Annotated in this window: 20 protein-coding genes; 11 read left to right on the top strand and 9 right to left on the bottom strand. The window is 63.1% G+C overall.

All coding sequences use genetic code 11. The features are described from left to right. The first annotated feature begins 221 nt into the window (after positions 1-221). Together M1E12_RS09060 and M1E12_RS09055 are read left to right on the top strand one after the other, a co-directional pair. Complete coding sequence (locus M1E12_RS09060; protein WP_113459538.1) at positions 222-605, top strand: Hpt domain-containing protein; 384 nt, start codon at positions 222-224, stop codon at positions 603-605. A 111-nt stretch (positions 606-716) separates the two neighbouring features. Beyond that, positions 717-1,037, top strand: coding sequence for a 2Fe-2S iron-sulfur cluster-binding protein (locus M1E12_RS09055; protein ID WP_479564451.1), 321 nt, complete (start codon positions 717-719; stop codon positions 1,035-1,037). Between the two features lie 291 nt (positions 1,038-1,328). On the opposite strand, the gene M1E12_RS09050 is transcribed toward M1E12_RS09055, so the two are convergent. Then, on the bottom strand, positions 1,329-1,955 hold the full coding sequence (locus tag M1E12_RS09050) for a DUF922 domain-containing Zn-dependent protease (RefSeq protein WP_479564450.1): 627 nt from the start codon (positions 1,953-1,955) through the stop codon (positions 1,329-1,331). A gap of 104 nt (positions 1,956-2,059) precedes the next feature. Between M1E12_RS09050 and folP the strand changes: the two genes are divergently transcribed. Genes folP through folK form a run of 3 tightly spaced genes read left to right on the top strand, consistent with a single transcriptional unit; the run spans position 2,060 to position 3,808 of the window. Beyond that, positions 2,060-2,935: a dihydropteroate synthase gene (gene folP, locus M1E12_RS09045; protein WP_479564449.1), complete on the top strand. Its 876-nt coding sequence runs from the start codon at positions 2,060-2,062 to the stop codon at positions 2,933-2,935. Next, positions 2,932-3,303, top strand: a complete 372-nt coding sequence (gene folB, locus M1E12_RS09040) for a dihydroneopterin aldolase (RefSeq protein ID WP_479564448.1) — start codon at positions 2,932-2,934, stop codon at positions 3,301-3,303. Before folP ends, folB begins: the two co-directional genes overlap by 4 nt. After that, positions 3,284-3,808, top strand: coding sequence for a 2-amino-4-hydroxy-6-hydroxymethyldihydropteridine diphosphokinase (gene folK, locus M1E12_RS09035; RefSeq protein ID WP_479564447.1), 525 nt, complete (start codon positions 3,284-3,286; stop codon positions 3,806-3,808). Before folB ends, folK begins: the two co-directional genes overlap by 20 nt. A gap of 27 nt (positions 3,809-3,835) precedes the next feature. Here folK and M1E12_RS09030 read toward each other — a convergent pair whose 3' ends face one another. The 4 genes from M1E12_RS09030 to M1E12_RS09015 form a co-directional block, all read right to left on the bottom strand. Further along, positions 3,836-4,387: a hypothetical protein gene (locus M1E12_RS09030; RefSeq protein ID WP_136541608.1), complete on the bottom strand. Its 552-nt coding sequence runs from the start codon at positions 4,385-4,387 to the stop codon at positions 3,836-3,838. Positions 4,388-4,528: 141 nt separating this feature from the next. Further along, positions 4,529-5,638, bottom strand: a complete 1,110-nt coding sequence (locus M1E12_RS09025) for a YcjF family protein (protein WP_479564446.1) — start codon at positions 5,636-5,638, stop codon at positions 4,529-4,531. After that, the gene (locus tag M1E12_RS09020; protein WP_479564445.1) at positions 5,635-7,107 is read right to left on the bottom strand and encodes a YcjX family GTP-binding protein; all 1,473 of its coding nucleotides are present in this window, start codon (positions 7,105-7,107) and stop codon (positions 5,635-5,637) included. Before M1E12_RS09020 ends, M1E12_RS09025 begins: the two co-directional genes overlap by 4 nt. Positions 7,108-7,231: 124 nt before the next feature. Then, complete coding sequence (locus M1E12_RS09015; RefSeq protein WP_310239329.1) at positions 7,232-7,726, bottom strand: SixA phosphatase family protein; 495 nt, start codon at positions 7,724-7,726, stop codon at positions 7,232-7,234. Positions 7,727-8,000: 274 nt separating this feature from the next. Between M1E12_RS09015 and dksA the strand changes: the two genes are divergently transcribed. Further along, the gene (dksA, locus tag M1E12_RS09010) at positions 8,001-8,420 is read left to right on the top strand and encodes an RNA polymerase-binding protein DksA (protein WP_113459548.1); all 420 of its coding nucleotides are present in this window, start codon (positions 8,001-8,003) and stop codon (positions 8,418-8,420) included. 97 nt (positions 8,421-8,517) lie between these two features. Here the strand turns inward: dksA and M1E12_RS09005 are convergent, their stop codons facing one another. Further along, the gene (locus M1E12_RS09005) at positions 8,518-9,984 is read right to left on the bottom strand and encodes a flagellar biosynthetic protein FliO (RefSeq protein WP_479564444.1); all 1,467 of its coding nucleotides are present in this window, start codon (positions 9,982-9,984) and stop codon (positions 8,518-8,520) included. 255 nt (positions 9,985-10,239) lie between these two features. Between M1E12_RS09005 and cckA the strand changes: the two genes are divergently transcribed. Further along, a complete protein-coding gene (gene cckA, locus M1E12_RS09000; protein ID WP_479564443.1) occupies positions 10,240-12,861 on the top strand; it encodes a cell cycle histidine kinase CckA in 2,622 nt (873 codons plus the stop codon). An 81-nt stretch (positions 12,862-12,942) separates the two neighbouring features. Here cckA and M1E12_RS08995 read toward each other — a convergent pair whose 3' ends face one another. Further along, the gene (locus tag M1E12_RS08995; protein WP_479564442.1) at positions 12,943-13,869 is read right to left on the bottom strand and encodes a pseudouridine-5'-phosphate glycosidase; all 927 of its coding nucleotides are present in this window, start codon (positions 13,867-13,869) and stop codon (positions 12,943-12,945) included. 29 nt (positions 13,870-13,898) lie between these two features. Continuing rightward, on the bottom strand, positions 13,899-14,843 hold the full coding sequence (locus tag M1E12_RS08990; RefSeq protein ID WP_479564441.1) for a carbohydrate kinase family protein: 945 nt from the start codon (positions 14,841-14,843) through the stop codon (positions 13,899-13,901). A 242-nt stretch (positions 14,844-15,085) separates the two neighbouring features. On the opposite strand from M1E12_RS08990, the gene recA reads away from it, so the two are divergent. From recA to M1E12_RS08975, 3 genes are all read left to right on the top strand, one after another. Continuing rightward, complete coding sequence (gene recA, locus M1E12_RS08985; protein WP_113459553.1) at positions 15,086-16,174, top strand: recombinase RecA; 1,089 nt, start codon at positions 15,086-15,088, stop codon at positions 16,172-16,174. Between the two features lie 153 nt (positions 16,175-16,327). After that, positions 16,328-18,985 (top strand): alanine--tRNA ligase, encoded by a 2,658-nt coding sequence (alaS, locus tag M1E12_RS08980; protein WP_479564440.1) that lies wholly within the window; start codon positions 16,328-16,330, stop codon positions 18,983-18,985. Between the two features lie 134 nt (positions 18,986-19,119). Continuing rightward, positions 19,120-20,370, top strand: a complete 1,251-nt coding sequence (locus M1E12_RS08975; protein WP_479564439.1) for a GGDEF domain-containing protein — start codon at positions 19,120-19,122, stop codon at positions 20,368-20,370. A 6-nt stretch (positions 20,371-20,376) separates the two neighbouring features. On the opposite strand, the gene M1E12_RS08970 is transcribed toward M1E12_RS08975, so the two are convergent. Continuing rightward, positions 20,377-22,011 (bottom strand): SulP family inorganic anion transporter, encoded by a 1,635-nt coding sequence (locus M1E12_RS08970; protein ID WP_479564438.1) that lies wholly within the window; start codon positions 22,009-22,011, stop codon positions 20,377-20,379. Positions 22,012-22,173: 162 nt separating this feature from the next. Between M1E12_RS08970 and M1E12_RS08965 the strand changes: the two genes are divergently transcribed. Then, positions 22,174-22,692: a hypothetical protein gene (locus tag M1E12_RS08965; RefSeq protein WP_479564437.1), complete on the top strand. Its 519-nt coding sequence runs from the start codon at positions 22,174-22,176 to the stop codon at positions 22,690-22,692. Positions 22,693-22,714: the final 22 nt, after the last annotated feature.

Here is a 22,714-nt window from a genome sequence, read left to right as displayed (position 1 = left end):
CATTTGCCCATGCGATACAATTAATGCGGTTCCCTGGGTCCAGCGCCCCTTGCTCTTGTTAACAGTATTTCAATCAAGGTTTCGGCCGAAAAGCCAGTCTGTATCGGGGTTTAATTCGCGTTAACCATAGCGAAAGCTTTTTGGCCCGATCCCCGGGGTTTTTAACGGGATGCCCATTGCCGCGCCGCAAAGTCTGGTCACCAAAAACAAGAAAACCAAGGATGAGTGGCATGGCAGCAGCAGTCAATATCGCGTTCGATGCGCCCGACAACCTCGTTGGCCCGACGCCCTCCCGAGAACGTCCGATCGATCTCGTTCACCTCGCGGCGCAGACCAAGGGCGACAAGGCGGTCGAAATCGAGATCCTCCAGATGTTTGCCCGCCAGGCGCGGGGATGCCTCACTGCCATCTCCGCCGGGCGCAACAAGGTCGAGGTCAAGGCTGCGGCCAATCGTCTGCGCAACGCCGCCATGGCGGTCGGCGCCTTGCGGGTTGCCGGTGCGGCCGATCTGATCGAGACCAAGGGTGCCAATGCCGACGCACTTGCCTCCGTTGCGGCGGCCGTGCTCGAGGCCGAGCATTTCATCCTGAAGCTTGCCCGCTGAACGACGCTGCTTGAGTGCGATCCACTGATCGCTTCGCCGTGAGTTGACTGACTTTCCGATTTAAGAGATGACTTCGCCGGTTTTCACAAGGCGACATCTGGACAGGCACTCATGGCAAATATCAGCATCATCGCATTCGACGGCACTCGTTTCGACATCGCGGCAGCCGATGGCTCCACGGTCATGGAAAATGCCGTCCGCAACTCGGTCCCCGGGATCGATGCCGAATGCGGCGGCGCCTGCGCCTGTGCCACCTGTCATGTCTATGTCGACGACGCCTGGTCCGAAAAGGTCGGCCAGCCGTCGCCGATGGAAGAAGACATGCTTGATTTTGCCGTGGATGTACGGCCGACGTCGCGTCTTTCCTGTCAGATCAAGGTGACGGCGGCGCTGGACGGCCTCGTCGTCCATGTGCCCGAGCGTCAGGGCTAACATCTCCTGTCAGCGCTACCCGCCAAAAAAGGCCCCGCTTCCGTCAGACGAAAGCGGGGCAAGGGGGCGCATCGCCAACCAGGCGAGGGAGGAAGCACCTGTGGCACCAGGACGCGCCGGGAGAACGGGGAAATCGGTTACGCTTAATCAACGTATTCGATGACACTTATATTTCAGTTTTGTATCAAGAGCCACGCCGAGAAATTGCCGGTTATTCACAGGCGGAGGCGCAAGGCTCGGGCAAGCCGCAGCATGGCGGCAACACTCACCCTCGTAATTTAGGGGTGAATTCTACTGGTTTTCCTGGGATCCACGGCGATATCGCAGGATCCGCAGCATGCGATCCTGGAAGTTCTTCGCTTCGATTCTGTCGAATCGCATCTGTGCCTCATCATGGGCCGCAGTCACCTCTTCCGTGACCTCTCCAACGCGCTCCTGCAGGATTTCGCAGTCCCGCTCCGGCCGCAGCTTCAAAAGGCGTTGCTCCAAGAGCTTCGCATGCTGGCGGGCGATTTCGGCATGACGCTCTTCGTGACGCTTGATGTCGGAGGCGAGGGCATCCCAGAGAGTGGCCATGTCCTGCGTCGCGCGCTTGCGGTTCTTCCAGCGCGGCAGGATGAGTTTGGTCTCGACGGTGACGCGGACATCGTCGACCGCGCAGCGATTGCCGCGTCTGGTGTAAGTCATGTCGCCGCCGAAGCGGATCTGGGTGGCGCCGGGATGACGATTGCCGCTCGCCTGGGTGAACGGACCCTTGCGCGACAGTTCCGCATCGATGTCGGCTGCGGTTCGCCCGCCAATCTGGAAATAGCTGATGGACTTGCGAACCACCACGTCGGCACTGGCCGAGGGTGGCAGGGAGATGCCGATCAGGACAGCCAAGGTGACGGCGGCCCGAAGACGGCGGGAGTGCTTCATTCTTTTTTCCGCAATGTTGTATTCGCCGCGCCCTTGGGGCATAGCCAAACCCGATCTGCACTATCGCAGCTTCGCCGAAATACGTCGAGAGGATACAGGGTCGCGTGACCATGGTTGAACGCACAATTTGGCGTGTAGGGCATGGCCGTTCCCTCGATCTGACCGAGCATGGTGCGATCATGGCGATCATCAATGTCACGCCCGATTCCTTTTCGGATGGTGGATTGCATGCGGGCGTCGAGACGGCAGTGGCCCATGCGCTGGCTTGCGCCCAAGACGGCGCGGTCATCCTGGATATCGGCGGCGAATCGACACGGCCAGGGGCCGCGGAAGTTAGTGCGGACCAGGAAATGGCCCGCGTTCTGCCGGTGATCGGCGCCTTGCGCGAAAAGACCGACGCACTCATCTCGATCGACACCTACAGGGCGGCGACCGCCAGGGCGGCCGTCGAGGCCGGTGCGCATATCATCAATGATGTGCATGGCCTGCAGCGCGAGCCTGAGATCGCCGATGTCGCGGCTGCGACTGGGGCAGGGCTCTGCATCATGCATACCGGACGCGGGCGAGAGAAGCTTGAGGACCCTATCGCCGATCAGCGACATTTCCTCGGGCTGTCGCTGGAGATTGCGGCGCGTGCGGGCGTGTCCAGGGAAACAATCGTTCTCGATCCGGGTTTCGGCTTCGCCAAAGAAACTCTGGAAGAGAACATGGACCTGATCGCGCGTTTCGAGGAACTGCATGGCTTCGGCCTCCCGCTTCTGGCCGGTACATCGCGCAAGCGGTTTCTCGGAACACTCACCGGCCGCGACGCACGCGACCGTGACGCGGCGACCGCGGCGACCACGGTCGCCCTTCGCCTGAAGGGGGCTTCCGTTTTCCGGGTTCATAATGTCGCGATCAACCGCGACGCCCTGGTGATGGCCGATGCTATGCTCGCGGCAGAGCGGCGGCTTGCTGCAAACGAGGATCAGCCCGTATGAGCGGCGTTTTCACCATCACGCTGAAGAACTGTGCCTTCTTTGCCCATCACGGGGTTTTCCCCGAGGAGGGCGTCCTTGGCCAACGGTTTTTCGTCGACGCTGAATTCGATGTGGATGCGCTCGAGGCCGCCGAGACGGATACGCTCGAAGGCACGGTGCATTACGGTATCGCCTTCGAGGTCATCCGCGACATCGTCACCGGCAGCAGGCGACAGTTGATCGAGGCTCTTGCGCTGGCGATTGCCCGAGGCCTTCTGGACCGTTTCCCCGAGATGCAGCGATGCCGGATCACGGTGCGCAAGCCGAGTGCGCCGATTGCCGGCATTCTCGATCATGTACAGGTGAGCGTTGAACAATTCAGACAGTAAGACCTGGCTGGCGGCAACGCTTGGCCTCGGTGGTAATATCGGAGATCCGGTGGCCGCCATGGCGGAAGCTTTGCGCCGTCTCGACGAGCGCGCCGACTGTCGGGTCACCTCCGTGTCGCGTCTCTACCGGACGCCGCCCTGGGGCAAGACGGATCAGGCCGATTTCTACAATGCCTGCGCGGCGGTCGAGACGCTGCTTGAGCCACAGGATCTGCTCGCCGCTTGTCTCGAGATCGAGCGGACGATGAAGCGCGTGCGCGTCGAACGCTGGGGTCCGCGCACGATCGATATCGACATCCTGACCTTCGCCGACCGGGTGATCGATGCCGAGCATCTCAAGGTCCCGCATCCACGCATGACCGAGCGCGCCTTCGTGCTGATGCCGCTGGCTGACATCGATCCGTATCTGGTGGTGAAGGGAGAGGCCGTGGCGAGCTGGCTTGATCGTGCCGATCGCACGGGTATCGCTGTCGCAAACGAAAACCGCGCCTGGTGGCGCGGTTGAAGTCGTCCCGGCAAGGCTTGGCAGCGATCAGTCGTTTTCTGCGGTCTCGGCCATGGCGGTTGCCTGCCGATTGAGCTTCAGGCCGATCACGGGGATCATGCGATCTTCCACCTTCACCGAAATGGTGATGTTCATGGCGTCGCCTTCTTCCAGGCGCGCAACCATGGCGCCGTTGAGCTTGGCGCGGTTGATGCCCATGACGGCGCGATTGCCGGTCACGCTGCCCGAGACGATGTCGAGGCCCTTGCCGTCTGCGCCATCCAGGAACTGACCCTTGTAGCTGCCGCCGGACTGCGAGATGACAGCCGACATCGGCTGGCTGAAGACGCCAACGCGGCAAGTGCCGTCGAGCTTGAGCCCGGTTTCCTTGCCCTCGGCCGGCAGGCCGGTCAGGTTACAGGTGAACTTGGTGCCCTTGTATTTGCCCGCAACGATTTCGCCCGGGCCTTTCCAGACGCCGGCGACGGATTCGAAGAAGCGCTTGTCGCGGGAAGCGGCATCAGCAACCGTGGCCGGCAGAAGTGCGGCAACAGCAAGGATGGCGGCGCAGCGGCCGAATGTCGAGGAGCGAGAGAACATCGATTTGCCTTGGTACGAGAAACCAGAAACCCCGCGGAAACCCTAGCGGAAAAATGGTTAATGCATCCTTGCCAATACCCTCAAATGCTGGGTCCGACAATCGGCAAAAGTCACTGGTGTCTCGGGTGTGGCTTGTCTGCCTCACTCCGCGCGCGGGCGATCCTTGCCTGACATCGATGGCGTGAGATCGCCGATGAAGTCGCCGATGCCGGGTCGTCTCGCGGCACGGAACGGGAGCGGTCGGCAAAGATCCATGGCCGCAATGCCGATCCGGGCCGTCATGAGGCCGTTGATCACGCCTTCGCCGAGCCGGGTCGAAAGACGCGCTGCAAGGCCATGGCCGAGCACCTGCTGAGCGAGGCCATCGCCGATTGCAATCGAGCCGGTGACGGCCAGATGTGCGAACACGTCCTTCAGGAGCCGCAGCATGCCGAAGGAACCCGGACGACCGCCATAGAGGTCTGCCATGCCTCGCACGAGACGGACGACCTCGAAGAGCACATAGGCCAGATCGACCACCGCGCGCGGGCTGACTGCGGTGACGACCGAGACCCGCTTCGACGCGTTGAGGATAAGCGCGCGTGCCTTGATGTCGAGCGGTGCCAGGAGCTCCCTCTCGGCAAGCTCGATCAGATGGGGCGCGTCGATGATGTCGTCTTTGACCGCATCGAGCGACTTCTGGCCCTTCGCGGTTTCCGGACGGTGTCGGACGAGGCCCGTAAGCTTGGCCACCACGGCGGCCGCTCGAGCACGTTTGCCGCTTTCCGCCGCCGCTTCAGCTTCAAGCTTCAGATCCTGCACCGTATCCAGCCGCCACAGACCGACGAGTTCGCGTCCCACGGCAATGGCCAACGCCAGCACACCGACAGCGAGTGCGGCGATCGCGGCGTAGCCCAGCCAGTCGGCGCGTGCGAAAAGATCCGATATCAGCCGGTCGACCCAGAGGCCGAAGGCGAGGGAGAGCAGGAGCCCGAAGGCCCCGGTCGCGAGTTTGGCAAAGGAGAAGCGCCGACGGCGCGGTTCGGCAACGGGCAGAGGCGGCATGTCTTCGACCGCCGCGGCCAGGAAGGGATCCTGTTCGTCGGGAACGATCGCAACATCGCCGGCAAAGCTCCGTGGCGCCCGGTTTAGCGGTTGCGCGGGTGCCGGAGGCTTGACGTCGGGATCAACCGTGAAGGCTGCCGGTCGCCGCTGTGCGTCGCTGGCATTCGGGCTGGACGAGCCCATGGGAGGGACAGTCGGTTTTTTCATGCGAGACGGTCTCCCAGCAAAAACTGCAACGCGCGGTCGAGACGAATATGGGGGACGGAGAGCGTGAGGCCCTGCTTCTCTTCAAGCTGCGGGGGGCGGAAGCGCACGATGCTCAGGTCCGGCAGCAGCGCGGAGGTATCGCCTTCATCGACGGAACGGAAATAGGCCTCCGGATCCTGCGGCAGGTCACCCGGGAACACCGCCGTCTTGCGGTTTCCGTCGAAGACCTCGTTGCCGATTCGCTCGCCCGCCATCGGGGTGCCGACAATCACCGGCAGGTCGTGGCCGTCCTGCTTGACGCTTGCCTCGCGGGTGGCGCGCACGGAGGCGAGGGCCATGACCTCGATACCGGCACCGCTCATGCCGATCGTCTTGATCGCGCGGTTGACCAGACGTCTGGTGAGTATCTCCAGCCGGTCATGGCTCTCGTGATGCAGGTGGTCCGCCTTGGTTGCGGCGACGAGAACGCGGTCGATGCGACGACGCACCAGTGAGGTCAGGATGTTGTTGGATCCGGCGCGGAAGCAGGCGAGCACGTCGCCGAGTGCGCGTTCGAGATCCTGCACGGCTTCCGGGCCACGATTGATGGCCTGCAGCGCGTCCACGAGCACGATCTGACGATCGAGACGGGCGAAATGTTCGCGGAAGAAGGGTTTGACGACCACCGATTTGTAGGCCTCGAAGCGACGTTCCATCATCGCCCGCAGCGATCCCTTGGGTGCCCGTCCTTCCGGCAATGCCGGCAAGGGAGCGAAGGTGAGGGCGGGTGAGCCCTCGAGATCCCCGGGCATCAGGAAGCGTCCTGGCGGAAGCGTCGACAGCGAGCGCTCGTCCGACTTGCAGAGCCGGAGATAGGTAGTGAAGGCTTCGGCCAGGCGCCTTGCGGTCATTTCGTCGGCAGGGGCTTCGGTGTCGATCGTCGCCGCAAGCGCCAGCCATTCCCGCGCCAGTTCGGAGCGGACGCCGCTCTCTGCCAGTTTCGTCGTGTTGTCGGAGAAGGTGCGGTAATCCTGGCCCAGCAGCGGCAGATCGAGCAGCCATTCGCCGGGATAGTCGACGATGTCGATCGAAAGCCTGCCTGCCGAGAACATGCGGCTCCAGGTGCTGGCGCTCTGATATTCGATGGTGAGCCGCAGTTCTGAAATCGCACGGGTCGAATCGGGCCAGATGCGTTCATCGACGAGGGCACGGATATGATCCTCGTACTGGAAGCGCGGTACCGCATCATCCGGCTGCTCCTGGAGTGTGGCGCCGGTCATGCGGCCGGAGCGCAGCGGCTCGAACAAGGGCAACCGGCCGCCATGCAGCAGATTGTGGACCAGCGACGAGATGAAGACGGTCTTGCCGGCACGAGACAGGCCGGTGACGCCGAGCCTGATGGTCGGATTGACCAGATTAGCGGCGCGATCGGCCAGATTGTCTAAGGTGATCGCTGCTTCGTCGGTCAGGCTGGTGAGGGATGGCGGCAAGGGGCTGTCCTGCTGGGCGATGCCGTGCACATGCGTTTACGGCACGAGGTTCAAGATGTGTCCATCCCCATATAGGCGTGGCTGAGGGGGCAAAAAAGAGGCAGTGCCGTCAGTGGCCGTGCGGTCAGCCCACCAGGAAATCGCGCAGGCTGTAGGCCTCTTCGCCCATGACGTCGATGACCGCCAGGCCGGAGGTCGGATAGCCTTCCGGGACGGTGCGCGCCATGACATCGTTTCCGCAGAGGCTGGCAAAGACTTCCTCGATCGCCGGATTGTGGCCGACCAGCATGAGCGCATCCACGCCACGGGTGGAACTGGCGATCTCGAGATAGGTGTCGGCGGGGGCGTTGTAGAGCGCGTCGACATAGCGAAACTCGACGAGGCCCGAGAAGACGCGACCGATCGCATCGGCCGTCTGGCGGCAGCGTTTTGCCGTGGAACAGACAACGAGATCAGGGCGATAGTTCTTGTCAGCGGCGGTTTCGGCCAGGAGTTCGGCTTCCGCGAAGCCCGCGTCGGAGAGGCTGCGATCAAAATCACGGCCACCTGGCTCGGCCCAACCGGATTTCGCGTGGCGCAGCAGATAGATGCGCTTGGGAAGCTGAATGGAGGGCGTCATCCGTTGGACATTCCGCGTAAGATCGTGCTGTCCTTGGAGTACCGGTTCTAGGCCTATGCCGTCAACCGTGTGGGCGCGGGACGATCATCATCCTATCGTGGTGGTCGCATGTATATCGCGCCTCGGGCTCTAAGAAAATTATGCTTAAAAAATAGAAATTTAGATGAAAAATGTAACAGATTTAAAAATGGGGTTGAAACACTGTTGAGGCTTGAACCGCTTGCGTTGAAAGGATATACACCCGCCCATTGAGATGTTCTTCAGGAGAATCGCGTTGAGTGAGAAGATCAATCTTAGCAATTATGTCCTCTCGGAAGACGACGAGTTCATGAACGCGAACCAGCGGGCTTACTTCAGAGCCAAGCTCATTGCCTGGAAAAACGATATCCTCCGAGAAGCGCGCGAGACGCTCGACCACCTCGCCGAAGAAAGCGCCAACCATCCCGATCTCGCCGACCGGGCCTCCTCCGAAACCGACCGAGCCATCGAACTTCGCGCCCGCGACCGTCAGCGCAAGCTGATCTCGAAGATCGACGCCGCTCTGCAGCGCATCGAAGACGGCACCTACGGTTACTGCGAAGAGACCGGCGAGCCGATCGGTCTGAAGCGTCTGGACGCCCGCCCGATCGCAACGTTATCGATCGAGGCGCAGGAGCGTCACGAGCGCCGCGAGAAGGTCTATCGCGACGAGTGAAGACGCGAGGTCTTCGAAACAGTCCCAAGTTTTCAGACCCGCCACCGGCGGGTCTTTTTCGTTTATGCCATGCGCGGCCGGTGATCCCGACCGGTGATCAGGGATTTCGGCTGGCCGACATCTCGCCAAAGATGCGCGCGATCTCGTTCTGCAGATTGGGTTCCTTGTCCGCTTGTGCCGCGGGCGATGCCGGCGGATCCGAAGACGGAGCCGCTGGCAGGATGGCTGTTGCCGGAAGGCGCGGTCTATCGGCGCGGGTCTCCGGCAGGATCTGCGGAAGCTCCACTCTCGGCGTCTGGGCCGGCGTCGGATCGGATGCCAGATGCAGGGCCATCTCTTCTTCGAGGACACGCTCGAAATCGCTCATGTCGCGGGCTGCTGGTTGCGGATCCGGTGCTGCCTGACGTATCTCCGCTGGCGGCTCGAACTTCTGCGCTTCGAAGGGACGGGGCGGAACGGGCGCCGGTGATGCGACCAGCACGCGCTGGCGCGCGGCTTCCAGCAGATCTTCGGCGGCCGGCGCATTGATCGCCGGACCCAGATCGGGGGCGGACTGCATGGGCGGACGCTGGCTCTGCATTTCGGAGGCAGGCTCAGGCTTCACCTCCGCCATCACCGGCTCGACGGGCTCAACGCGGAAGACCTCAATCGGCGGAGTCCCGGACGTCACAGCCGGCTCCATAGCGGGCTCCGTGCGCGCCGTTTCGGTGTCCAGGCGGACCGGGTCGAAGTTTGTGTTAACTTCAGCGGCCATGACCGGCTCCAGGCTTGCCGTCGGGCGGGTGACCGGAGCTTCAGGTGCCGGGGAAAACGCAGGCGTGACGCGTGCGACGGGTTCCGGCTTCGGGGCTTCGGGAGGAGCGGCTGGCGTGATCTCCGGTTCGGAGCGCGACGGCGCCGTGACAACAGGGGCTGCGGCTACGGCAGCGACGATCGGAGAGGCCACGACCGGGGCAACGGCCGGCGCGGGTTGCGCGTCGGCGGTGGGCTCTGCCGGACGAACAGGCGCGGCTTTCGGGCGGCGCTGCTCGACTGCCGGTGCGGGCGCCTGCGCCGCGCGGGCCTGGACCGGTGCCGGTTCCGCCGGCGGCGTTTGCGGGGCTGACGGACGTTTTGCGGGCAGGTCGATTGGCATGCTTGCGGCCGGAGACGGTGCTGCGATTCGGGCTGCCGGCGGTTCGATCGTGGCGAGTCCCGGGGCTTCCGCCGGTTTCGGCAGTTCGGACTGCTCTTCCAGAGGCAGCGGATTGACAGCCCGCGCACTCAGATAGGCGCGCTCGTCACCGATGCCGCTCTCGATCACGATATCGGTCGGGCCGCCGATCATCACAAGATGTTCGACATTATCGCGCCGGATCAGCACGATACGTCGGCGGGTGTCGACGGCTGCCGCATCCAGAACCTGAAGACGCGGCTGGCGATTGCGTCCGCCGCGGACGAAGGGCGAGGGCGCGCGGTTGCGCAGGATCCAAAGCACGATGAACAGGCAAAGCAGGGCAAGGCTAACACCCAGTGCCGCCACGAGAAAACGATTGCCATAGGCCGAGATCAGGTCATCCAGCATTGTCGTGCTCCTTTTATCTGGCTTTCTGTCAGAAGACGTCCCCTTCCGCAATCTTGCAACGCGCAAGGATTTGCGGCCTGCGGCGCACGATCCGTCAAATGCTCGGCCAGGAATGCGGCAATCCTGTGGGAGAGCAGCCTCCGGCGGCCATCTGGCCCTTTCTTTGCTTTTTGCTGTCAAGGCAAATTGATAAACAGGAGGCAGCGCCGATTCTCGCGATGGCGGATCAGTTTTGCGCTTACGCATGAGGCATCCATGACACGACAGCAGTTTGATCGAGATGGAGACGGCCCGCTGGTCGATCGCCGCGGTGGCGTCGGCATGGCGCTGCGTATCCTGCTGCTCGCGCTCGTCCTGATCGCAGCCTCGGCCGCCTTCATCTTCTTCCGGGACCAACTCGACAACCAGATCGTTCTCGGCGTGCTCGGCATCCTGGCGATGATGGGCATCTTCTTCATCGTCTCGGCGGTCATCGGTTTCGTCGAGGTGATGCCGCAGACCAACAGCGATACGCTTGCCCGCCGCTTCCTCGCGAGCCAGCCCGAGGGTACGCTGATCACGGATGCGGAAGGCCGCATCGTCTTTGCGAATGCCGCCTATGGCCAGATGACGGGCGCGCGTAAGGCGACCGAAGTCCAGACGCTCGAGGCGCTGCTTTCCCGCTACCGGGAATCGAGCGAGGCGCTTTACCGACTGACCAACGGGCTGCGCGAAGGGCGCGACAGCTATGAAGAGTTTCGACTGCTGAAGCCGCTCGGCAACCAGACGGCCAACGGCTCCGGTGCCCATTGGTATCGTCTGAAGGCGCGGCTTCTGCCGGGCGAAGGCCGCGGCAAGCCGCTGCATGTCTGGCAGATCTCCGACATCACCGCCGAGCGCGACGATCAGGAGCGGTTCTTCAAGGAGTTGCAGCACGCAATCGATTATCTCGACCATGCACCGGCCGGCTTCTTCTCGGCCGGGCGCAAGGGCGAGATCTATTATCTGAATGCCACACTGGCGGAGTGGCTCGGCGTCGATCTCACCCAGTTCAATCCGGGCTCCATGACGATTTCCGATCTTGTGGCCGGCGAGGGCATGGCGCTGATCGATTCGGTGCAGGCCGAACCGGGGCAGGCGCGCACCGAGACGCTTGATCTCGACCTGCGCCGCGTTAACGGCCAGAGCCTGCCGGTTCGACTGGTGCATCGCGTGAAGGCTGCTCGCGACGGCGCGCCGGGCGAGAGCCGGTCGATCGTCCTGTCGCGCGCCCAAGGCGAGGGGAGCGACCAGTCCGATTCGGTCGCTTCCATGCGCTTCACCCGCTTCTTCAACAATACGCCGATGGCCATTGCCTCCGTCGACGGCGAGGGCCGGATCCTGCGGACCAACGCGCCCTTCATGAAGCTCTTCGCCGACATCATCTCGCGCGACGAAATCGAGCGTCACGGGTTGATCGAAGTCGTGCTGCACGAGAACGAGCGGGAAGGTTTCCGCGAGGCGCTTGCGGCGGCGATGGACCGCCAAGGCGACATTCCGCCGATCGACAGTCGCCACCCGACCAATGACGTCAGACACTTCCGCTTCTACGTGAATGCCGTCATCGATCAGAGCGACGAGGCGCCGGAAGAGGCGGCCATCGTCTATGCCGTCGATGTGACCGACCAGAAGGCGCTCGAAGCGCAGATGGCGCAGACGCAGAAGATGAACGCCGTCGGCACGCTGGCCGGCGGTATCGCGCACGACTTCAACAACGTGCTGACGGCCATCCTTCTCTCTTCGGATCACCTGCTTCTGCAGGCGCGCCCCTCGGATGCGAGCTTTGCCGATCTCATGGAGATCAAGCGCAATGCCAACCGCGCCGCCGTTCTCGTGCGCCAGCTGCTCGCCTTCTCGCGCAAGCAGACCATGCGGCCGAGCGTGCTGAACCTGACCGATGTCATCGGTGATCTGCGCATGCTGGTCGACCGCCTGATCTCCGGCACCAATGTGAAGCTTCGCGTCGAATATGGCCGGGATCTCTGGCCGGTGAAAACCGACCTCTCGCAGTTCGAGCAGGTGCTGATCAATCTCTGCGTCAATGCTCGCGATGCGATGCCCGAGGGTGGCTCGATCACCGTCTCGACCCGCAACGTCGATGCCGAGGAAGCCGGTGCCTTCGGCTATCGCGGTCTGCCGTCCGAAGACATGGTGCTGGTCGAAGTCGCCGATACCGGAACCGGCATTGCGCCCGAAATCATGGACAAGATCTTCGAGCCCTTCTTCACCACGAAGGAGGTCGGCAAGGGCACGGGTCTCGGCCTTGCGATGGTCTATGGCATCGTCAAGCAGTCGGGCGGCTACATCTATCCGGAATCGGAGGTGGGCAAGGGCACGACCTTCCGCATCTTCCTGCCGCGTCACGTGGCGGAGGTTCAGGCGCTTCCGGAAGGACAGGTCATGGCCTCCGTCAGCGGCGACACGATCACCGTCGCCCCGGCAGCGGCCACGGTCGAGGCGCAGGATGCGCCTGACCTGACGGGCAAGTCGGCCGTCGTTCTGCTTGTCGAAGACGAGGAGGCGGTCCGGCGCGGCGGGAAACGCATGCTCGAGACGCGCGGCTATACCGTTCACGAAGCCGGTTCGGGTGTCGAGGCGCTCGACATCATGGACGAACTCGACGGTGCAGTCGATATCGTCGTCTCCGACGTCGTCATGCCGGAAATGGATGGCCCCACCCTGCTTACCGAACTGCGAAAGAAGTATCCGGACCTGAAGTTCATCTTCGTCTCCGGTTATGCCGAGGATGCCTTTGCCCGCAACCTCCCGGCCGATGCCAAATTCGGCTTCCTGCCCAAACCCTTCTCGCTGAAGCAGCTCGCCGTTGCCGTGCGCGAGATGCTGGACGGTGAAGCCTGACATCTTGTCCGTCAGGCCTTAGAACGAAAGAACCCGCCGGATCGCTCCGGCGGGTTCTTTGTTTCAGGCCTTGTTCGGGGATCAGCCGTTCATCGCGACGGCGATTTCTGCGGCCAGACGAGCGTTGTTCTCCACCAGGGCGATGTTGGTCTTCAACGAGCGGCCACCGGTGAGGTGGAAGATGTTGTCGAGCAGGTAAGGCGTCACGGCCTTGCCGGCGATCTCGTCGCGTTCGGCATTGGCAAGAGCGCGGCTGATATAGATTTCCATCTCCTCGCGCGGAATCTCGTCGGCTTCGGGAACCGGATTGGCGATCAGCATGCCGCCATCGATGCCGAGCTGGTCGCGCATCTTCTGGAAGTTGGCGATTGCCGCCGGGCTCTGCAGGTTGAGGAGGCTCTTCAGCCCCGAGCTGCGCGACCAGAAGGCCGGGAAGTCTTCGCTGTCATAGGTGACGACCGGAACGCCGCGTGTTTCCAGCACCTCCAGCGTCTTGGGAATGTCGAGGATGGCCTTCGGGCCAGCGGAAACGACGATGACGGCGGTGCGGGCCAGCTCTTCAAGATCGGCCGAGATGTCGAAGCTTTCTTCCGCGCCGCGATGCACGCCACCGATGCCGCCGGTCGCAAAGACGTGGATGCCGGCGCGATAGGCGGCAATCATCGTGGCGGCAACCGTGGTGGCGCCGTTGCGGCGCTCGGCGATCGCGAAGGCGAGGTCGGCGCGCGAGAGCTTCATCACGTGCTCCATCTGCGCCAATTCTTCGAGTTCGGCCGGTTCGAGACCGATGTGCAACACGCCTTTGATGACGGCAATGGTCGCCGGTACCGCACCCTGCTGGCGGATGATGTCCTCGACGCTGCGGGCCATCTGCAGATTGCCGGGATAGGGCATGCCATGGGTGATGATGGTCGATTCGAGCGCGACGATCGGAGCGCCACGCTGCTTGGCGGCGCTGACTTCGCTCGAATAGGTGATGGGGAGGAGGGAGGAGATGGAACGGGTCATGGGGGATCTTCCGCTAGAAATTCAGGCTCTCATGACAGGAAACGGGCCGGCGGGACAAGAGCCAACTGACGTGCGAGCCGTTCCTCAGAGAGATTTTCATCGGTTGCATGGGGTGAGGCGAGGGTGATCGCGGCGCTTGCCGTGCCATGACGCAGGGCTTCGCCAAGATCCGCGCCCTTCAGCCTCGCATGCAGAAAGCCGGCCGCAAACGCGTCGCCGGCGCCGGTCACGTCGGCGATGGTGTCGAGTGCTACAGGTTCTATGAGCGCCACGCCCTCCGGGCCAAAGGCGACCGTCGGGCCGCTGCCGCTGGTGACTGTGCCGCCCTGAAGGCCCGTGGCGCGAAGGAGGGCGGGCCAGTCTTCGGCGTGGTCCGGCCTTGTGCCGGCGATCGCTTCCGCCTCGGCGCCATTCATGAAGAGATGGGTGAGGTTCGAAAGAGCGCGGTTCAGCTTCACCACCTTGGCCGGCGAGATCGCAATGGCCGACAGTGCGCATCCCGACGCGTGGCAGCTTGCCGCGAGTGCGGCCAGTGTTTCTGCCGGCAGATTGGCGTCCGCCAGCACATGTTTTGCCGCAGCGAGGCTGTCGCGCAGGGAGCGTGCCTTCAGGCGCCGGGCGGTGAAGGCGTCGTAAAGGGCCATGTCGGCCAAAGCGATGACGAGATTGCCGTCGCGCTCCAGGATCGCCGTATAACTCGGCGTGGCGCGGTCAAGAAACATCACGGGCTGGTCATCGAGGCCCGCCCGCTCGGCGGCATCGGCGACCATCTGGCCTGCCGCATCACCGCCGCGCGGCGCGATCAGCCTGACCGCGCGACCCAGCCGAGAGAGATTACAGGCGGCATTGAAGACACCGCCGCCGGCTTCTTCGAACCATTGGCCTGGATTGCTGGCGCCCGGTTTCGTCTCGCCGAACAGGCGCCCGCGACGGTCGATATGCGCGCCACCGATGGCCAGGATTTCGATGGTCATGTTCTCGCCTCCGCAGCAGTCTGGAGCCGAATCGAAAGCCCGTGATCAAGCCAGTGGACGCCAGTCCGGCCTGTAGGGTTGCCAACATGCGGAACGGGCGGAACGAATTTCGAACATACTGCCGATAGCCATTGAAAATCAATCGCTTCGCTTGCTCTTGCAAAATGAGAACAAAAAGAGTACATATTCCCCATCGGCGGCTTCATTGCCTATGCGGCCTCAATAACCTAAAGGTGGATCAAATGGCACAGAATTCTTTGCGGCTTGTAGAGGACAAATCGGTGGATAAAAGCAAGGCATTGGAAGCGGCGCTCTCGCAGATCGAACGCTCGTTCGGCAAGGGCTCGATCATGAAGCTCGGCGCGAACGAGAGCGTGGTCGAAGTCGAGACGGTCTCGACGGGGTCGCTCAGCCTCGACATCGCGCTCGGCATTGGCGGCCTGCCGAAGGGGCGCATCATTGAAGTTTATGGTCCGGAAAGCTCGGGTAAGACGACGCTCGCCCTGCAGACCATTGCGGAAGCCCAGAAAAAGGGCGGCATCTGCGCCTTCGTCGACGCCGAACACGCGCTTGATCCGGTCTATGCCCGCAAGCTTGGCGTCGATCTGCAGAACCTCCTGATCTCCCAGCCCGATACCGGTGAACAGGCGCTCGAAATCACGGATACGCTGGTGCGCTCCGGTGCCATCGACGTTCTCGTCGTGGACTCGGTTGCAGCGCTCACGCCGCGTGCGGAAATCGAAGGCGAAATGGGCGACAGCCTGCCGGGCATGCAGGCCCGTCTGATGAGCCAGGCGCTGCGCAAGCTGACCGCGTCGATCTCGCGCTCCAAGACCATGGTCATCTTCATCAACCAGATCCGCATGAAGATCGGCGTGATGTTCGGTTCCCCGGAAACGACGACCGGCGGTAACGCGCTGAAGTTCTATGCCTCGGTCCGCCTCGACATCCGCCGCATCGGCGCGGTCAAGGATCGCGAAGAGGTCGTCGGCAACCAGACCCGCGTCAAGGTCGTCAAGAACAAGATGGCGCCTCCCTTCAAGCAGGTCGAATTCGACATCATGTATGGCGAAGGCGTCTCGAAGACGGGCGAACTGATCGACCTCGGCGTTAAGGCCGGCATCGTCGAAAAGTCGGGGGCCTGGTTCTCCTACAACAGCCAGCGTCTCGGCCAGGGCCGTGAAAACGCCAAGCTCTTCCTGCGCGACAATCCCGCCGTTGCCCAGGAAATCGAAATGGCGCTTCGCCAGAATGCCGGTCTGATCGCCGAGCGCTTCCTGCAGAATGGTGGTCCTGACGCCAATGACGGCGACGGTGCCGACGATATCTAATCGCCTCATCCTCGAGGGTTCTTCGAACCGGCTGCGTTTCTCCCGAAGCGCGGCCGGTTTTCGTTTCGACTGCTGGACAGCAAGTGAGCCGGGCGATAAAAGCCATTGATTTTGCAAATTGGCCGGCTTCCCGGCCTGAATGAAGGGCGTGACATGAGCGGTGTAAACGACATCCGGTCGACTTTTCTCGATTACTTCAAGACGAACGGTCACGAGGTCGTTTCCTCCAGCCCGCTGGTGCCGCGCAACGACCCGACGCTGATGTTCACCAATGCCGGCATGGTGCAGTTCAAGAACGTCTTTACCGGTCTCGAACAGCGCCCTTACACGACGGCTGCGACCGCGCAGAAATGCGTGCGCGCCGGCGGCAAGCACAATGACCTCGACAATGTCGGTTATACCGCCCGCCACCACACCTTCTTCGAGATGCTTGGCAACTTCTCCTTCGGCGATTACTTCAAGGAACGGGCGATCGAGCTTGCCTGGAACCTGATCACCAAGGAATTCGGCATCGACCGCAACCGTCTCCTGGTCACCGTCTATCACACGGATGACGAGGCGCACGGCCTCTGGAAGAAGATCGCCGGCCTGTCGGACGACAAGATCATCCGCATCCCGACCAGCGACAATTTCTGGGCCATGGGTGACACCGGCCCGTGCGGCCCGTGCTCGGAAATCTTTTACGATCACGGCGATCATATCTGGGGTGGCCCTCCGGGCTCTCCGGAAGAAGATGGCGACCGTTTCATCGAAATCTGGAACCTCGTCTTCATGCAATACGAGCAGGTGACGAAGGAAGAGCGCATCAATCTGCCGCGTCCCTCGATCGATACCGGCATGGGCCTCGAGCGCATCGCCGCGCTGCTGCAGGGCAAGCACGACAATTATGATATCGACCTGTTCCGCGCGCTGATCGACGCCTCTGTCGACCTGACCGGCGTGAAGGCTGAAGGCGAGCGTCGCGCCAGCCACCGCGTAATCGCCGACCACCTGCGCTCGTCCGCCTTCCTCATTGCCGACGGCGTGCTGCCGTCCAATGAAGGCCGCGGGTACGTTCTGCGCCGCATCATGCGCCGCGCCATGCGTCATGCGCAGCTGCTCGGTGCCAAGGATCCGATCATCTACAAGCTGCTGCCGGTCCTGGTGCAGCAGATGGGTCGCGCCTATCCGGAACTGGTCCGCGCCGAGGCGCTCATCTCCGAGACGCTGAAGCTTGAGGAGACCCGTTTCCGCAAGACGCTCGAGCGCGGCCTGACACTGCTGTCCGACGCGACCGCCACCCTCGACAAGGGCGACAGCCTCGATGGTGAAACCGCCTTCAAGCTCTACGACACCTATGGCTTCCCGCTCGATCTGACGCAGGATGCGCTGCGCGGCCGCGGCATCGGCGTCGACCTCACCGGCTTTAACGACGCCATGCAGCGGCAGAAGGCCGAGGCGCGCGCCAATTGGGCCGGGTCCGGCGACAAGGCGCAGGAAACGGTCTGGTTCGAGCTCAAGGAAAAGTTCGGCGCCACCGAATTCCTCGGCTACAGCGCCGAAACCGCGGAAGGCCAGATCCTCGCCGTCGTCAAGGACGGCAAGGTCGTCGACCAGGCGAGTGCCGGCGAGGACGTGCAGATCGTCGTCAACCAGACGCCGTTCTACGGTGAGTCCGGCGGCCAGATGGGCGATACTGGTGAAATCGTCGGCGAAGGCTTTTCGCTCGCGGTCACCGATACCCAGAAGAAGGGCGAGGGCGTCTTCGTGCATGTCGCCACCGTCCAGAACGGCGTTGTGACGGCTGGTGGCGCGGTTACGCTCAATGTCGATCACGCCCGCCGCGCGCGTCTGCGCTCCAACCATTCCGCCACGCACCTCCTGCACGAGGCTCTGCGTGAGGTTCTCGGCACGCATGTGGCGCAGAAGGGCTCGCTGGTGGCGCCCGAGCGTCTGCGCTTCGACATCTCGCATCCGAAGCCGATCTCGGCCGAGGAGTTGAAGGTCGTCGAAGAGATGGCCAACGAGATCATCATCCAGAACGCGCCGGTGACCACCCGTCTGATGGCTGTCGACGATGCGATTGCCGAGGGCGCCATGGCGCTGTTCGGCGAAAAGTATGGTGACGAGGTTCGCGTCGTGTCGATGGGCAAGGCGGTGCGCGGCCAGAAGGCGGGCAAGTCCTATTCGACGGAACTGTGCGGCGGCACCCATGTGTCGGCGACCGGCGACATCGGCCTGGTGCGCCTTGTTGGCGAAAGTGCTGTCGGTGCGGGCGTGCGTCGCATCGAGGCGCTGACGGGCGATGCGGCCCGCGCCTATCTCGCCGAGCAGGACGAGCGGGTGAAGACGCTTGCGGCAACGCTGAAGGTGCAGCCGACGGATGTCGTGTCTCGCGTCGAAGCGCTGGTCGAAGAGCGTCGCAAGCTCGAGAAGGAACTGGCGGATGCCAAGCGGAAGCTCGCCATGGGCGGCGGCGCAAGCGGCGGTGCCGAGGCTCCGAAGCAGGTGAACGGCATCAACTTCATCGGCCGCACGCTCAACGGGATCGATGCCAAGGATCTGAAGGGCATGGCCGATGAGGCCAAGGCCGGTCTCGAGACCGCTGTTGTGTTGCTGATTGCTGTCGCCGAAGACGGCAAGGCGAGTGCTGTCGTCTCGGTCACGCCCGATCTCACCGATCGCTTGAGCGCGGTCGACCTGGTTCGCCTGGCCTCGGCTGCACTCGGCGGCAAGGGCGGCGGTGGCCGTCCGGACATGGCCCAGGCGGGTGGCCCGGATGGATCACAGGCCGATGCGGCGATCGCCGCCGTCGAAGCCGCGCTCGGCTGACAAGTTTTGACACCATATGAAAGGCCGGGTCATGCCCGGCCTTTTTTGTGGTCAACACGGTATATTTTACACCCGGTTTTTGGGGATTCTTCAAACTTCCCGATTAGACCTCGATCGTTCTCGAGGTCGTCGTCTTGTCCGCAGTTTTCCACATCCCCACGCTCACCGTGTGCCTTGCGGCCACACTGATCATCGTTTCCGGTTTTCTGACGCTGCTTTGGGCGCATGATCGCGGCAATCTCGCCCTCAAATACTGGTCGCTCGGCTTTTCATCCGGTGCGCTCGGCATGGTGCTGGTCAGCCTGCGGGAACTCGCGCCCCCCTTCATCGCGCTTGGCCTGGGCAATGGTCTGGGGATCTACAGTCTGGGGCTGATCTGGCTCGGCTGCCTCGCCTTCGAGGACGTGCAGCAGAAAGGGGCCGGCGTCATTGCCGCGGCCGGTGCAGTCATCTGGCTGTGTCTCTTTGCATTTCCCGCTCTTTCAGCGGATCTCGGCACGCGCATTCTCGTTGCGTCAGCGCTTTACGCCGCCTATTCCTTTCTCTCGCTTCCGGTGCTTCTCGCAGGTCAGCGGCGAGAGCCCCTTCCGGCGCGCGTCATTGCGCTGATCGCCTTCGGCGCTCATGGCGCGGCCTATGTCCTCCGCTTTCCCCTGCAGATGATCGAACCGGTGCAGATCGTCGAGGGCTATGCGCCGCTCTGGTACGGCACGATGACCTTCGGCTTCTTCCTCCAGGGTCTCGTCGGCGCGCTAGCGATCTTTGCAATGGTGCATGAGCGGGCGACCCGGCGCTACAAGCAGGCATCCGAAACCGACCATCTGACATCGCTCCTCAACCGGCGCGCCTTCATGCAGGCGGTGACCAGAGCGCGTGCGGGTTTCGGCGGCGCCGGGCCGGGTGCTGCCATGGCCGTCGTGGATGCCGATCACTTCAAGACGATCAACGACACCTACGGTCATGGAGCTGGCGATGCGGTCCTGGTCGCGCTGTGCGACTACCTGTCACGCGAATTGCCGCAGGGAGCTATCGTGGGTCGGCTTGGTGGCGAAGAGTTCGGCGTCTATCTGCCGGCGGATCTCGTGCTGGATCGTCCCCACCTTCTCGAAGAGCTTCGCCGCGGCGTGAGCCTTATCACCACCGACCACCAGCCGCCCTTGCCTATGGTCACGGTCAGCATTGGTGCGGCGTCCTTACCCGCCGGTCCGCTCGATTTTTCCCGTGCCTTGGCGCGGGCGGACAAGGCGCTCTACGCCTCGAAGAAGGCCGGGCGGAACTGCGTCACCTTGGCCGCGCTCGAGAATGGCCGAGGCGACAGACCGATCGCTGAGGCGAGCGACGCCACCGGTGTCGGGGCATCGACGGCGACGAGATCCGCCGCCTGACGTGCCCTACGACCGAGTGCTCGCCGCCTGGCCCGCAATCGCTGTCCTGGCTTCCGCCATGCTCCGGACGAAGGTGACCCCGCCTTCCGGCACTTCGTGGTGGTGCAGCATCGTCTGTAATTCCGTGCGATCCGTAATCAGATAAACCTGAACGCCTTGCCGGATCGCCTTGCGAATGACGCTGGCCAAGAGGTTGCCGCCGGAGGCGTCGACGAACTGGATGCCGGTACAATCGAGGATCAGGTTGCGGTGATCGTCCCCGATCCGGTCGAGCACGGCGCCAGCTGCGGCCACGGCCCCGAAGAAGAAGGCGCCGTCCAGACGGTAGGTGACGGTATCGGCATCGGTCGCATCGAGCGGCTTTTCCGGGCCCTCGGCCGTGACCCGGATGCTCTTCGACATGTGGTGGATGAATTGCAGCGCGGCGAGCGAAAAGCCGACAACGATGCCCTCCGTCAGGTCCCGGAAGATCACGAGCAGGAAGGTGACGGCCAGGATCAGTGCCTCGCCACGCGACGAGCGCACGAGTGCGGCGATCGCCGATTTCTCGATCATGTTCCAGGAGACGACCGCAAGGACCCCGGCGAGGGCTGCAAGCGGAATATACGCGGCCAGCGGTGCCGCGATCAGCATGAAGGCGAGCAGGAAGACGGCATGCAGCATGCCTGAGACCGGGCTTGTGGCGCCGGCGCGGACATTGGTGGCCGTGCGGGCAATCGTTCCGGTCACGCAGATCCCGCCGAAGAGCGCCGAGGCGATATTCGCGGTGCCTTGCGCAACAAGCTCGGTGTTCGACCTGTGCCTGCGACCGGTCATGCCGTCGGCGACCACCGCAGACAGGAGCGATTCGATCGCTCCCAGCAGCGCGAAGGCAATCGCATCGGGCAAGACGGCAAGGGCGAGTTCCGGCGTGATATCCGGCACGGATGGCAGGGGAAGCCCTGATGGGATGCCGCCGAATTTCGAGCCGATGGTCGCGACTGGCAGCTGGAGGACTGCGGCGGCCGTGGAGGCCGCGATGACGGCAATCAGCAGTCCCGGCCATGACGGGCGGTAGCGGCGCAGGAGAAGGATGATCGCGACGGTCAATCCCGCAACACCCGCCGCTGCGGCGGAGAAGCCCGGAAGGGCGGTGGCGATCGCGGCGAGTTTTTCCGCGAGCGGCCCAGGTTCGCCGCCCGGGAATGTCAGGCCCAGAAGTTCGCCGATCTGGCTTGCAAAGATGATGACGGCGATACCCGCAGTGAAGCCGACCGTCACCGGATAGGGAATGAACTTGATGTAGTCGCCGAGCCTCAGGAAGCCGCAGGCGATCAGGATCAGGCCGGCCATGGCGGTCGCCAGCAAGAGGCCGTCGATCCCATGGCGGGCGACGGTCGCGCTGACCAGAACGATGAAGGCGCCGGCCGGGCCGCCGATCTGGTGGCGGCTGCCGCCGAGCAGTGACACGATGAAGCCGCCGACGATTGCGGTGTAGAGGCCGCGATCCGGCGTGACGCCCGAGGCAATGGCAATCGCCATCGAAAGAGGCAGCGCCACGATGGCCACCGTGAGACCGGCAAGCGCATCCGCCTTGAAGCGTGCCGGGCCATAGCCTTCTTTGAAGACGCTGACGGTTTTTGGAAGAATGACGTCTGCCATGGTGACCGCGGATCTGATGTGGCGAACGCGATCAACCCCTCTGCCGCGTCTCATCGTCATTGGACGCTGAGTCCCGCCTTTTGACAACATGGCCAAAGGGACACCATCGGCAGGCGGTGCCCGTCTGGTCGAGCCAGCAGTTTTTGCCTAAGGGTAGAGACCATGAAGACCGAGACCACATATCCCACCCTAGTTCTCTATCCGCGCCGCGGGCTTGCGGTGCTCTGGGCATCGGGCGCCGCCGTGATCCTCTCCGTTGCATTCGGCGGGTTGATGGCGAGCCTCCTCGGCGGCAATTGGGCGGGCCTGATGACCTTCGTCTATCTCGTGCTGCTCACGCTCGGCATCCTCGGTTTTCGGAAAGGCTGGCGCGAGCTGTCTGCTGCGATGCGTCCCGTGGTGGAGCTCAACAACGAGGAACTGATCGACTACCGGACCGAGCGGCGCATCGCCTGGGCCTCAATGGTCGAACTGGCCCAGAGGCGGGTCGCCGGCCGCTGGGTGATCGATATCGATTATCTCGATGAAGACGATCCCGATCGGCTGGAAAGCTATGACCTGCCTCTTTCGGGCTATCATATCTCCGGGCGCCGCGTCGGGGCTGAGATCCGCAAGCGTTTTGCCGAGGTCGATGCCGAAGAGGCTGTACCTGAAACGGAAAACCCGGCCACGTCGCCGTGACCGGGTTCTGATTGGTCAGACC

This window comes from Rhizobium sp. K33 (assembly GCF_056501445.1).
The sequence above is the reverse complement of the archived record's forward strand: the minus strand, read 5'-3'. Positions and strand labels throughout refer to the sequence as shown.